Annotated in this window: 13 protein-coding genes and 1 pseudogene; 4 read left to right on the top strand and 10 right to left on the bottom strand. The window is 40.6% G+C overall.

The window, feature by feature from the left end; genetic code table 11:
- Nucleotides 1-117: 117 nt before the first annotated feature.
- From N1I86_RS15435 to N1I86_RS15420, 4 genes are all read right to left on the bottom strand, one after another.
- A complete protein-coding gene (locus tag N1I86_RS15435) occupies nucleotides 118-426 on the bottom strand; it encodes a YodL domain-containing protein (RefSeq protein ID WP_234395490.1) in 309 nt (102 codons plus the stop codon).
- Between the two features lie 178 nt (nucleotides 427-604).
- Nucleotides 605-1393 carry a sporulation protein gene (locus N1I86_RS15430; protein WP_341097058.1) on the bottom strand — a complete coding sequence of 263 codons (789 nt, stop codon included), beginning with the start codon at nucleotides 1391-1393 and terminating at the stop codon, nucleotides 605-607.
- Between the two features lie 204 nt (nucleotides 1394-1597).
- Nucleotides 1598-1780, bottom strand: coding sequence for a YozD family protein (locus N1I86_RS15425; protein ID WP_003354952.1), 183 nt, complete (start codon nucleotides 1778-1780; stop codon nucleotides 1598-1600).
- 127 nt (nucleotides 1781-1907) lie between these two features.
- Nucleotides 1908-2555, bottom strand: a complete 648-nt coding sequence (locus tag N1I86_RS15420) for a hypothetical protein (protein WP_341097056.1) — start codon at nucleotides 2553-2555, stop codon at nucleotides 1908-1910.
- 464 nt (nucleotides 2556-3019) lie between these two features.
- On the opposite strand from N1I86_RS15420, the gene N1I86_RS15415 reads away from it, so the two are divergent.
- Complete coding sequence (locus N1I86_RS15415; RefSeq protein ID WP_003354950.1) at nucleotides 3020-3250, top strand: YozE family protein; 231 nt, start codon at nucleotides 3020-3022, stop codon at nucleotides 3248-3250.
- A gap of 109 nt (nucleotides 3251-3359) precedes the next feature.
- On the opposite strand, the gene N1I86_RS15410 is transcribed toward N1I86_RS15415, so the two are convergent.
- The 5 genes from N1I86_RS15410 to msrA form a co-directional block, all read right to left on the bottom strand.
- On the bottom strand, nucleotides 3360-4832 hold the full coding sequence (locus N1I86_RS15410) for an NAD(P)/FAD-dependent oxidoreductase (protein ID WP_341097052.1): 1473 nt from the start codon (nucleotides 4830-4832) through the stop codon (nucleotides 3360-3362).
- A gap of 793 nt (nucleotides 4833-5625) precedes the next feature.
- Nucleotides 5626-5838 carry a YjcZ family sporulation protein gene (locus N1I86_RS15405; protein WP_003354948.1) on the bottom strand — a complete coding sequence of 71 codons (213 nt, stop codon included), beginning with the start codon at nucleotides 5836-5838 and terminating at the stop codon, nucleotides 5626-5628.
- Nucleotides 5839-5947: 109 nt separating this feature from the next.
- Nucleotides 5948-6448: a PTS sugar transporter subunit IIA gene (locus N1I86_RS15400; RefSeq protein WP_341097050.1), complete on the bottom strand. Its 501-nt coding sequence runs from the start codon at nucleotides 6446-6448 to the stop codon at nucleotides 5948-5950.
- Between the two features lie 6 nt (nucleotides 6449-6454).
- Nucleotides 6455-6901: a peptide-methionine (R)-S-oxide reductase MsrB gene (gene msrB / locus N1I86_RS15395; protein WP_003354946.1), complete on the bottom strand. Its 447-nt coding sequence runs from the start codon at nucleotides 6899-6901 to the stop codon at nucleotides 6455-6457.
- Entirely contained in the window at nucleotides 6891-7442 is a 552-nt protein-coding gene (msrA, locus tag N1I86_RS15390) for a peptide-methionine (S)-S-oxide reductase MsrA (protein ID WP_003354945.1), read from the bottom strand. The genes msrB and msrA overlap by 11 nt, the downstream gene beginning before the upstream one ends.
- Nucleotides 7443-7684: 242 nt before the next feature.
- On the opposite strand from msrA, the gene N1I86_RS15385 reads away from it, so the two are divergent.
- From N1I86_RS15385 to N1I86_RS15375, 3 genes are all read left to right on the top strand, one after another.
- Nucleotides 7685-8371 carry a DUF4397 domain-containing protein gene (locus tag N1I86_RS15385; RefSeq protein ID WP_003354943.1) on the top strand — a complete coding sequence of 229 codons (687 nt, stop codon included), beginning with the start codon at nucleotides 7685-7687 and terminating at the stop codon, nucleotides 8369-8371.
- 126 nt (nucleotides 8372-8497) lie between these two features.
- The gene (locus tag N1I86_RS15380; RefSeq protein WP_341097046.1) at nucleotides 8498-9871 is read left to right on the top strand and encodes an RsmF rRNA methyltransferase first C-terminal domain-containing protein; all 1374 of its coding nucleotides are present in this window, start codon (nucleotides 8498-8500) and stop codon (nucleotides 9869-9871) included.
- A gap of 152 nt (nucleotides 9872-10023) precedes the next feature.
- Nucleotides 10024-11205 carry an IS701 family transposase gene (locus N1I86_RS15375; RefSeq protein WP_341097044.1) on the top strand — a complete coding sequence of 394 codons (1182 nt, stop codon included), beginning with the start codon at nucleotides 10024-10026 and terminating at the stop codon, nucleotides 11203-11205.
- Nucleotides 11206-11325: 120 nt separating this feature from the next.
- Here the strand turns inward: N1I86_RS15375 and N1I86_RS15370 are convergent.
- A pseudogene (locus N1I86_RS15370) lies at nucleotides 11326-12457 on the bottom strand (zinc-dependent alcohol dehydrogenase).
- Nucleotides 12458-12723: the final 266 nt, after the last annotated feature.

Here is a 12723-nt window from a genome sequence, read left to right as displayed (position 1 = left end):
AAAAAAAATAATCATGTTCCACCGGAAGCTGTTTTAGCCGAACAGGATGCGCATGGAAAAGAATATTCCGGCAAAGATCGAAAATAGGAGAGAATGCCAAAAAGGCACTCCATCCTATTAGTGAACCAAACTCCGTTCAATCTTTCGCCAGCCGCCCGATTCCAGTCGATAAAAACTCTTATTTGAACCTTTGGAAATTTGTACGATATCACCTGTAGCTACAAAGCGGGCAGAAAAATCGGGCGGCAATAAATCAAATACATTAAAAATACGAAAAACCGTTTCCAAGGCCGCCCGATGGTTTTTGGCTCTTATCGGGAGATGATAAACAGCTTCGTATCCTTGTGTATCTCCGTAATGGGGGGTCTGAAATAAGGTCACTTGGTACTCTTTGACACTTGGCAACAACATTTTCCATTTACTCAATTTTCCTCGCCCCTATCTTATTAATATTTATCCATCCATTTACACAAGGTTTTGACATTCACCTTGTCGATACCTTCATCAAAATCCCACTAATTTTGTCAAAAAGTATGGATGGATGCTATTGATACGGGCTTTCCATGAAAAATGATTCACCAGCGTATATTCAATCTTTGCTGTCTTACTTCCCCCTTTTAAGGGATAAACCACACATGATCTTTTGTTCCAACAGTTTCCTCAAAACGGACAATTCTTGATTTGTGACAGAAAACCGGATTTGATTTTCATCTATCGCTATTACCTCGCTTAAATATCCAGCCAATCCTCGAGCCCGACGGTCCACCTCCATGAATATCTCAATCCGATCTTCCGTTTGTGCCAGAAACACGATTTCCAATTCATCCAATTTCCCTAAAAACATTCCGCTCCCTGGAATAAATTCGAATACCTGAATAAACGGATAGTTGCAGCTGGTACGGAAAAATGTTTGTTCACACTCTACTTTTCGAAGCCGAAAACCTAGTTTCTCCATTTCCTCAAGCACCGCGGATGTCATTTGGTTAGGACGCACGGCAATGTAATCTTCGTCTTGAGGATTCACTGCATTCTTAATATCCAATCCGGTTTGAACCCAAACACGCGTACTACCATATGTTAAAGGAGCATCTATTGGCAGAGTAAAGGAAAAAGGAAATACTTTCGTTTCATTGGCCTTCATTAAAAACGGATCGGTAATTTGATGTTGTTCAATAGTCGCCGTCTCTGTATACGGATGACCATCCTTTTGGAAAGTATACATTGCATTGACGGTAAGATAAATAGAATCTATTGTTTGCTCAGTAACCCCTCCATATACTTCTACAACACCACGCATCGGATCTCCAGCTTTGTAACTTGTATATTCTAATTTCGTATCCACTCTTGCGCTTCCTATTCCAATGCTTGTCAACACTTTTGTGAAAATGGCCATTCCTTTTCCCCCTATTCCTTTTTCACGAATCTTACGGTTCAAGAGTCGATTCGTTTCATTTTTTTATTTTCCATTTTCTTTCTTAGGATGTACTTTTTCGAATCCTGTTTGGAATGCTCCTTTTTTAAAAAATAAAAAATAAAAAAGCAAGTGGAAGGCAAAATTCCAACTCGCTTTTTTCAACATAATCTGTTTACATTCTGGCTATTCACTTTCATCTTCGTCTTCATCTTCTTCTATGATGCTTTTCGCTAACAGATATTCAAATGTAATATCTGCTAATTCATCTACCTCTGACTTGTTAGGAATAAACCCTCTTTTTACTAGTTCACCGTAAAAAAATTCAGCAATCTCTTCCGTATCAATATACACTTCTGTTTCTCTCATCCATTTGCCCCCCTGCCCGTTGTTTTTTCTTCTGTTATGTTTCTCTCTTATACTAGAAATTTCCTGCTTGCCCCCTTTTATTACATATTATTCACGCTCATCCAATCTATGATTCCTCATTTTCTGCTCATTCGGATTTTTGGCTTCTAAGTAACTGGGCATGTTTTAATTTTTCTTTTATTTCCTTGACTTTCACCCGATAAAATTCATCTTGAAAATAGTGATACAGCTGCTGATAATCATTCAATTCATCAAGCAGACGATCAATTAATATTTCCGGGGACTCAGGAGCAGGTAATCCTTTTCGTTTCGCTTGCGATGAAATCAGCAATAATTCCGTTTTTTTCAAAATTCTTTCTGCTTCCTCATGATCCGCTACCAGCTTTAATTCCTCTTCTTGCGCTTCCAGCCATTCTCCGTCAGGTATACGAGTCAATTCATATATGATATCTTCCCATGCATCTTCTTTATATCGCCATATTTCCGTTCGACATCCTATAATTTTAAACAAATCGTTTTCGCATCCCTTTACTCTGACAAGATCTCCAAAAGAGTATTTATACTCGATGAAGAGCCGTTCTAAATGGTTTTCTCCTCCTTTATACTCCGTTAAAAAAGCAAGGGTGTTTTCTTTAAACAGTCCTTCGCTTTTATTAATTTCGTACACAATTTCCCCATCCAATTGCTTCATATTGGTTACGACGCCGACCGTTCCATATATGGTAATCACTACCGTATCCCCAATTCGAAATTTAGGTCGTTTTCTTTTTTTCACGGCCTCCCATCTCCTTATAGATACCTTTTTTACACTATATGCTGAAAGAACTTGGCATGCTCACTTCTTTCCTATCACTTTTCAATCGTTCTTTTCTTCCATTCACGCAATAACCTTTTCACAAGCTTTCCCATCTTTCATAAAGCCATCATCTTCTACATTCCAAAAGACATTCTTAAGGAAGTTTTTGCTAAATAAAAATTTCTTTTTATATTACAACGGGCCATCACACATTTTTGTTTTCATATTGACCACTTATCCTATTGAAGAGTAAAATGAATCAAAAAATCGAACTTGTCTTCGTTCAAATAAATAACAGTACTAATAGAGTCTTACTTTTTCAGAAAAGGTTGGCTATTTACAGGACGAAGTAAATATTAGGAAGTCGAGTTTCGATAAGAATTTTTTGATCCATGCGTAAAATCAATCCCGTGCTTATACGGTTTCAAAAAAGGGGGGATTTGATGGGAAAATCATTCTATCACTACATGATGAAATATAGGGAAGAACCGCCGAGGGACGATATTTCCCGTTTTGCCAATCATCTTTTCTTAGACCATAGCTTTCCGAAAAAATCGGAAGATTATCATGAGATTTCCAATTACTTAGAGATGAATGGCGATTATTTGAAAAGCATGTCCATATTTGATGATGCCTGGGAGCTTTATAAACAGGATGAAAGAATAATTAGTTAATTGTCTAAGGAAACCGAGTGCCTATCCAAAAGCCGTTTTTTTCAACGGCTTTTGGATAATGGATGGTTCTGAATGACAGCAGAAAAGATATATTGTACATGATGCAAAGTTATACATTTTGAGGAACTTTCTCATTTTGCTTGGTTGAACCAAGTTTCTCCATAATATCTCTCGCGATCCATACTCCACAAGCACTGGCTTGAGCTAAACCACGCGTAATACCTGCCCCGTCGCCAGCCGCATATAATCCAGAAATTTCCGTCTCAAAACGATCATTCAGTTTAGGACGAGCCGAATAAAATTTCGCTTCTACTCCATAAAAAAGAGTATGTTCTGACGCGATTCCCGGTGTAACATGGTCGAGCGCCTCGATCATTTCGATCAAGCTTTTCATCGTGTTGTATGGAAGCACTAAACCTAAATCACCCGGGACAGCTTCTTTTAAAGTCGGAGTAATAAAACCTTCTTTGATTCTTTTCAGTGTGGAACGTCGACCTTTTCGTAAATCGCCGTATTTTTGTACAATAATTCCGCCGTTTGACAACTTGTTGGCGAGGCTGGATACTTCGTGGGCGTATTCATTCGGCTGATCGAACGGATCTGAGAATGTATGAGACACCAGCAAAGCAAAATTGGTGTTGTTGCTTCCCAGTTTCGGATCTTTGTAGGCATGACCATTAGCCAACATCGTTCCCGTATGATTTTCCACTACTACATGTCCGGACGGATTGCTGCAAAACGTTCGAACCTTTGTGCCAACAGAAGTATTAAATACAAATTTTCCTTCATACAGATGGGTATTGATTTCTTCCATGACAATGTTCGAAGTTTCCACTCGTACACCAATATCCACTTGGTTATTGATCATTTTCAGACGACGCTTTTTCAATAATTTCGCAAGCCAAGTCGATCCATCTCTTCCTGGCGCCACCACCACTTTTTCAGCCGCAATCGTCGTTCCATCTTTTAAAACGATCCCTTTTACTACATGACGATCGCCTTGTTTTTCCGTAGCCAGATCTTCTACTTCTTTTTTGAAAACCATCTCAATTTTGTCTCGCAAGTATTCATATATGCTTTTTAAAATGGCTAAATTTTGTTCGGTGCCTAAATGGCGTACCTGAGCGCGCAGCAGCTTTAATCCTGCGGCATATGCTCTCCGTTCGATCGCTTTTACTTCCTCCGTTAAAGGATCGGTAATGGATTTCGTCGCACCATGTTTCAAATTAATGCTGTCTACATAATGAATGAGATCCAGTACGGTGGAATCAGGTAAATAATCTGTCATCCAACCACCAAATTCACTTGTTATATTAAATTTCCCATCCGAGTACGCCCCTGCGCCTCCAAACCCATTTGTAATAGAGCATGCAGGATAGCAGCCGGCAAATGATTTTTTGCCCACTGCCGGAGGACATTTTTCAATTTTTTTCTCCAAAATCGGGCAGTGCCTCCGGAAAATATCATGACCTTTATCGATTAACAAAATTTTCGCTTGAGGTAATTTTAACGACAGTTCATAGCAGGCAAATATTCCTGCCGGTCCTGCTCCAACGACAATGACATCGTATTTATGGTTCACATTGATCTCCCTCTTTCTCCGATCTTTCTACCACCACCTTACCAAATACCACCATTCTCGTCAACAAAATTACGAATAATAATTTCTTATAAAGAAATTATTATTCGTAAATAAAACGTTTCCTTGTAATTAAACTATAAATAATAATTAATAATGTCTTTATAAACGAATATTGTCTTTTTAGAGGCGAATCGGTTTTTAATAATAATGAAAAACACTAATTGTACAATTATAAAATACACAGTATTATTATACCGAAATAAAGAGTCTGAAATTTAAAAATTTTTGTAATTTTATTTTAGATGACTTGGATTCATTCTAACCTGTTCTGAAGAAAATTAAAAAAGACCCAGAATGTTTTTTTGTGTTAGAGAGATAATTGAATTAAGAGGTGTAGTAAACTTGAATGGCGTTTTAAACAAGTGGGATGTGAAAAGATTCACCCTTTTGATTGAGTTGAACAATCAAGAAGTACAGACTTACACAATAAGCAAGGACTTCAAAAGGGATGAATAAGTTTTATGGAAAAGTGGATTTAATCTTCAACTTGTTCAACTTTAATATAAGATAAAAGGAGAACACTTATATACGACTAATATGTGTTCTCCTATTTTTCAAACTTTTTATTTATCATTTCCTGCTTCATCATCATGGTCTGCCGTTCTTTCAGCTTTTTAAACAGCATTCTCGAAAGCAAACTCCCGGAAGATTGAAAGGCTTCGTAAAGGTTGAGTGTTGAAACATTTTGTCAACCTATTCAGCCATCGCCGCCGCCTTTTAAGGATTTAGCGATTTATTTCGATGTACCGTAGCAAGTTGCCCCGATGATAATCAGCAATAAAAAAAGGACAACGATGAGCGCAAACCAATGGTTGTATCCGCAACTAGAACCATAAGCATAAGGGAATCCGTAGCCAAAGCCGCTGCCGTATCCATAACCAGATCCAACTCCATATCCTACTGGTTCATATCCTGAAAAGCAATCATATCCATGGTGATCGTGCATACCTTCCACTCCTCGTTGATTGGGCTTTTTCTCTTACATTAGTTCAAAGTATGCATTTGCCCCATGGCAGGATTGGGTGTTAGCCTAAATTCATTCTTATCCGTTTCTGTTATTTCACTGTAACGGTAAGCAATACCTCTTCTCCGGCTGTTACAATATCATTTTCTTTTTTTGCAATGTTTTCAATCATATCGCCATTCGTCACGATGATGGGTGTGATGGTGGAATTCGCCTTTTCCCGTATTAAATTTAGATCAAATGTGATGAGAAGATCCCCTTTTTTTACTTTGTCGCCTTGGGAAACATGACTTTCAAACCCTTCCCCTTTCATCGAGACCGTTTCCAGCCCGACATGGATCAAGATTTCGACCCCATTGGCGGCTTTTATTCCCACAGCATGTTTGGTTGGAAATATTTGCATGATATCACCGTCAAAAGGGGCCACTACTCTTCCGTCGATAGGTTCAACAGCCATTCCGTCTCCCATCATTTTTTCAGAAAAGACAGGATCAGGCACTTCTTCAAGTGAAAGGATTTTACCACTTACAGGTGCGTAAACATCTATTTCTTTTGACGGCTTCCCCTTTTTCCAAAATAGCCATTTAAACAAGACTGTTCATCCTTTCTCTTCTTTATCCTCAAATAAATATAAATAATCAGCGTATCCTTCTTCGGCCATTTTCTCTTTCGGAATAAATCGAAGAGCGGCGGAATTAATGCAGTAGCGAAGGCCTGTCGGTGCCGGACCATCATTGAAAACATGTCCTAAATGCGAATCAGCTGTTTTGCTCCGTACTTCCGTTCTGATCATAAAATGGCTAAAATCTGCTTTTTCGACCATCTCTTTTTCGTCAATCGGCTTTGTAAAACTAGGCCAACCGCAGCCAGCGTCATATTTATCCTTCGAGCTGAATAACGGCTTTCCGGAGACGATATCGACATAAATGCCATCTTCAAAGTGATCCCAATATTCATTTTGAAAAGGCGGTTCTGTTCCTTGATTTTGCGTTACTTCGTATTGAATCGGAGTAAGTTGTTTTTTTAATTCTTCTTTATTCTTCATTTTCATGATCCCCCCAATGGTTTTTGATAAACTGTTCCCGCCCGGATCCGATCACATAAGCGTTGTATCTGAGAGGAAATTTTTTATAAAAATCCTGATGGTAGTCTTCTGCAGGATAAAACGGTTTTGCCGGCAAAATTTCTGTTACAATCGGTTGAGAAAATTTACCGCTTTCTTCAAGCTTTCTTTTTGACTGCTCTGCTAGTTTACGCTGTTCTTCATTATGGTAAAAGATGGCCGTTTTATACGAAGATCCCCGATCATAAAATTGACCGCCGTCATCGGTTGGATCAATTTGCATCCAGAAAATATCGAGCAATTTTTCATAAGGAAAAAGTTCAGGATCATAAGTGATTTCTACCGCTTCACGATGCCCTGTCGTTCCACTGCAAACCTCTTCATACGTAGGATTTGGCTTATGGCCGCCTGTATATCCAGAAACGATTTTTTCAATTCCCGGCAGTTGGTCAAACGGTTTGACCATACACCAAAAACAGCCACCTGCAAATGTCGCTTTTTCTAAACGTTTTTCGTTGGTCATCGGTCCTTCACCTCGTTTTCTTTCAAAATACCTTCTGCTACTTATTTTAGCGTTTTTTCTTAAAAAGAAAAGCAAAGCAACCGGACATGGAAAGATTCCCATTTCTTTTAGATATCCAATTAAAAGGCTTCTCATTACATATTCAGAGAAAGCGTAAATTCATTTTCATTTAAAGGTTTAAATGATGGGCATATCACACTTCTCGCCGGCGTACAATGACTTTGAAAGTGGAGGTGAAAAGAATGAAAAATCGCAACTATTTTTTTCGTTCTGATCAAAACTTAGAACGAAAAACGCTTTTCCCTAATTATCCAAAATATCATATAGCTTCGAAACTGCTAGCCTCTTCTCCTCCTCTAGCGCATATCCGCTTTTTTCATGCTTCTCCCGATTCGCAGAAATTGGACATTTATGTAAATGAACGTATGCTTATGCGCCGGCTGACCTTTCAACAAATCAGCGAAACGATACTTTTTTCTCCCGGCCTTTATTTCGTCGACATATATCCCTCCGATAAAACGTGGGATCCATTAATCAGCGAAAAAATTCTATTATATCCTGGAGATCATGTGTTATTGGCCGTATGCGGGATGCAGAAAAAAGTAAAATTGATTCGATATCCGAGTGATTCCTTTGTTCCCCGCCACGAAACAAAGCTGCGTTTTATTCATTTATCACCTGATTCTCCGCCGATCGATGTAGTGACCGAAACCGGCGACCTCTTTTTTCAAGACGTTTCATTTAAAGAGGCAACCGAATATATCGGAATGACGCCCATGACTGCCGAATTTACTTTCAAACTGGCGAACGGTTCTTATTCTTCTATACTGGAAATACTCCTGGATCCGGGGCGGATTTACACGCTGATATGCACGGGCTCCTCAAACAGCGAGATACCTGTTGATTTTCTGTTAATCATCGACCAATAGCGGCTGGCTTGTCCCGCCGCTTTCCTATTGCTTTTTTCCAAAAAACATAATAGCATTATGTTTGTCTTTGGCGACGGGAAAACCCGGCAAGCCGGGGCTTATTAGGCAAAAGAAAGGAGACCTCTCATGGATTATCTGCCCTCCGACTTTCTTCAAAAAATGAAAACATTGCTGAAAGAAGAAAGCGAAGCATTTTTCGCTACCTATAAACAAGAAAAAACATCCGGCCTGCGTATTAATCCGTTAAAAGTTTCTTTCGAACAATGGGAGGAAATTTCTCCGTTTGCGATGAATAAAATTCCCTTTGTGGAAAATGGCTATTATTACCGCCGGGAAGATGCTCCAGGAAAGCATCCATATCATGCAGCCGGCCTATATTATATACAAGAACCAAGTGCCATGTTTGTGGCAGAGCAGCTCGAACTATCACAAGGAGATATGGTTCTCGATCTATGTGCAGCACCGGGGGGAAAAACCACTGCCATTGCCGCACGGCTCGGAAACGAAGGGGTTTTGTTATCAAACGAAATTTCGGCCAAAAGGGTCAAAGCATTATCAGAAAACGTCGAGCGTTTCGGACTGACAAACACGGCCGTGATAAATGAGACCCCGGAAAACCTTTCCGCTCAGTTTGAAGAATGTTTCGATAAAATCATCGTGGACGCTCCGTGTTCTGGAGAAGGGATGTTTCGAAAGGACCCGGAAAGCTGCCAATATTGGAGCGGCGATTATGTGGAATCGTGTCATCATTTGCAGCTGGAAATTTTGTCTCACGCTTATGCCATGTTGAAAAAAGGAGGCATTCTTCTCTACTCGACGTGCACTTTTTCTCCGGAAGAAAACGAGCAAACCATTGAACAATTTGTCAAAACGTTTCCTGACATGGAAATATTGCCGATTCCACACAGTCATGGTGTTTCCCCCGGTCGTCCGGAATGGACTAAGACGCATTTTTCCGACATTGCAAAGACGGCTCGCCTTTGGCCGCACCATCTCCAAGGAGAAGGACACTTCGTTGCAAAATTACGGAAAACAGGAGGAAATGAACATTCCGCCCCCATCATGAAAGGGGCAAAGCTGCCTAGGGCACAAGCCAAACTGTTTCAACAATTTATCGAACAAACCTTTGTTCACTTTCCTTTCGAATGGGACCGGCTTTTTTTGAAAAATGACCGCTTATATTTTGTGCCGGAACAAATGCCGGATTTGTCATCGTTAAAGACTGTCCGAATAGGACTTCCTATTGGAGAATTTAAGAAAAACCGATTTGAGCCGCACCACTCTCTGGCGCTTGCCGTCCAAACAAAGGATGTACGGCACCATTTCGAACTCGAACAAAACGGAACGCTTTGGGAACGCTATTTGCACGGAGAAACGATTCAAACCGGAAAAGACCGGGGCTGGATACTGTTAACCATTCATGGCTTCCCGCTAGGCTGGGGCAAGGAAGCAAAAGGAATCATCAAAAATTTTTATCCAAAAGGTTTAAGACTGTCTTGAATAGACGTTGCTTAGTTTTTTATATTCATGTTCTGTAGATGAGCAAATTCGCTAACATAAATTTACAACCAAACAAAAAAAGAGACATGAACCCGATTCCTTGATTAGAATAGATGTGTCACCAAAACTATTCACAAGGAGGTTCATGTCTCATGAATAGATTAGCACATCATCAAGGAATCCACAAGTTTTTCACGATGTTGGGGTTGGCACTTTATTTTTCAAAACCTGTCATGAAGCATCTCGTTCATATCGTGGATGCGCTGACCACCAAAGGATTTGCGGGAACATTGACCGATCTTCATCATTGGAGCTTTCATCCGAACCACCGCACGACACTCAGCCATTTTTTCACGAAAAGCCCTTGGGATGAAGAGACGCTGCTTCGCAAACTTCAACAGTGGATGCTTCGTCGTGTCGAACGCATCGCCAAACAGGAGAATCAACCCCTTTTTGTTTCGATCGATGATACGATTTGCCAAAAAACCAAGCCTTCGTCACAGGCAACGCACGCCATTCAAGGGTGTGATTGGCACTATTCTCACACAGAGAAAAAGTCGATCTGGGGACATTCTCTCGTTTGGCTCATGGTTCATACGATGACCCAGGCTTTTCCCTTTGCGTTCCGCCTCTACGACAAGGCGGCTGGGAAAAGCAAGGGGGAACTCGCGATCGAGATGCTTTCTTCTTTGGATGTACACCGTCCTGTTTATGTGCTGATGGACTCTTGGTATCCATCGCAAACGCTCGTGGAAGCTTGTCTGAAAAAGGGATTCCACGTAATCGCAATGCTCAAGGCCAATCGGCTTCTTTATCCAAAAGGCATTGCGGTTCAGGTGAGGGAGTTTGCCCGCTACATCGAACCGAAAGACACTCACCTCGTCACGGTGGGAGAAGAGTGTTATCGGGTTTATCGCTACGAAGGCTCTCTCAAAGGTCTCGATGATGCCGTGGTGCTGCTCGCTTGGAAAGCCGATCAGCCGATGACATCGGAACATCTTCACTGCGTCTTGAGCACCGACCGGGATCTAAGCGATGAAGAGATCTTGCGCTACTATGCCCAGCGTTGGTCGATCGAATGTTTTTTCCGTCAAGCGAAAGACCAGCTGAAACTCGATGGATACCGCGTTCGCGGACGTCGGGCGGTGAAACGCTACTGGATCTTGGTGCAGCTTGCTTACGTGTACAGCATGTTCGAGTCGAACAGCGATTTTTCTGATGGGCTCGATCTTCTGCGCAAGAGAAAAGGACATAGCCTCGTGGAGTTCATTTACCGTGCAGCGAAACAAAATATTCCCATTGATGCCGTGAAAAAACAGCTCCACGTGGCATAAGGGGTACCCTGTTTGTCTCTTTTACATGGTAATTATTGTAATTAAAATTGCTCAACTACAGTTTTCATGTTTTTAAAAGGCAGCCATCCTTATGAAAAGGAATGCTGCCTTTCGTTGTCTTTACGGTTTCAGAACTACTTTAATGCAATGATCTTGATGATCATTAAATATTTTGTAAGCATTGGGTGCTTCGTCAAGGGATACTTTATGAGTAATAATCTCTTTCGGATCAAATTCTTTCTTCACCATTTTTTCAAATAGTTTCGGCATATCGGAATGACCGGTGCTTGCCCCATTTTAATGGTAATATTTTTTATCCATAAGGCGCCTAATTCAAAATTATTGTAGTTGCCCCCATATACTCCCGTAATTTGAATCGTACCGTTTTTCCTGACAGCTTTTGCAGCAATTTTCAAAGGACTAAGGGTTCCGCCTTGCAGCTTCAATTTTTGCCCCACGAATTCAATCGGTGTTTTTTTCCGTCCATACCGACGGCGTCAATCACCTTGTCTGCGCCTCCTCGGGTGATTTCCTTTAGGTATTCCCCCATATCATCGTATTCAGCAAAATTAAACACCTCAACATGATTGATCTTTTTTGCGTGTTCTAAGCGATAATCCAAATAATCAACAGCTATCACGCGTTTAGCGCCTTTCATCCAGGCGAACTTTTGCGCCATCAATCCGATAGGTCCACAGCCAAGAACGATAACGGTATCACCCGGTTTCACATCGGCATTTTCCACACTCCAGTAAGCAGTAGGCAAGACATCGGATAAAAAGAGAAGAGATTCATCTTCTAATTTACACGATTCCGGGATCACAAAAAGAGTAAAATTTCCAAAAGAGACTTTTAAATATTCAGCTTGACCTCATGGATGGTTTCCGTACTTTTCTCCAAAGCCGAAGTCCCCCCCTGAATCATAATATTCATTGGAATTATCGCATTGGCTCGTCATGCCGTGTACACAATAAAAGCAATGGCCGCAAGCAACATTAAAAGGAACGACGACCCGATCTCCCTTTTTTACTTTCGTCACTTCAGGGCCAACTTCTTCCACAATGCCCATTGGTTCATGACCAATCACGTAACCTTTCGGCAACGGAGAGTTTCCTTGATAGAGATGAAGGTCTGACCCGCAAATGGAGGTAGTTGTAATTCGAACAATCACATCGTCTTTTTTTTGATTTTTTGGATCCTCTACTTGTTTTACCTCTACATGATTAGGCCCTTGATAGGTTACAGCTTTCAACTCAACCCAACACTCCTATCCAAAAATTAGTTCCAACCACTGTGATTGATTTATGGATCGTTAATGTGGAAGGAATAATAGAAGTGTTTTCCGCAATACTTTTCTTCATTCAGACAAACTAAGAACGGTCTGTCAAAAAAGGAACGGAAAAACGGTACTAGTAGTAGTATAAGATTGCCGTCAAACAGTTGGTGCGAATTTAAAAAACCACTCCATTTAAAGGAGCGGTTTTGTATGGTTTCATGTCAGTTTTCCTCTTGTATCAA

The organism is Bacillus sp. FSL W8-0116 (assembly GCF_038003825.1).
Lineage (GTDB): Bacteria > Bacillota > Bacilli > Bacillales > DSM-4216 > Bacillus_O > Bacillus_O smithii.
Note: the sequence above shows the minus strand (reverse complement) of the source record. Positions and strands in the feature narration are given on the sequence as shown.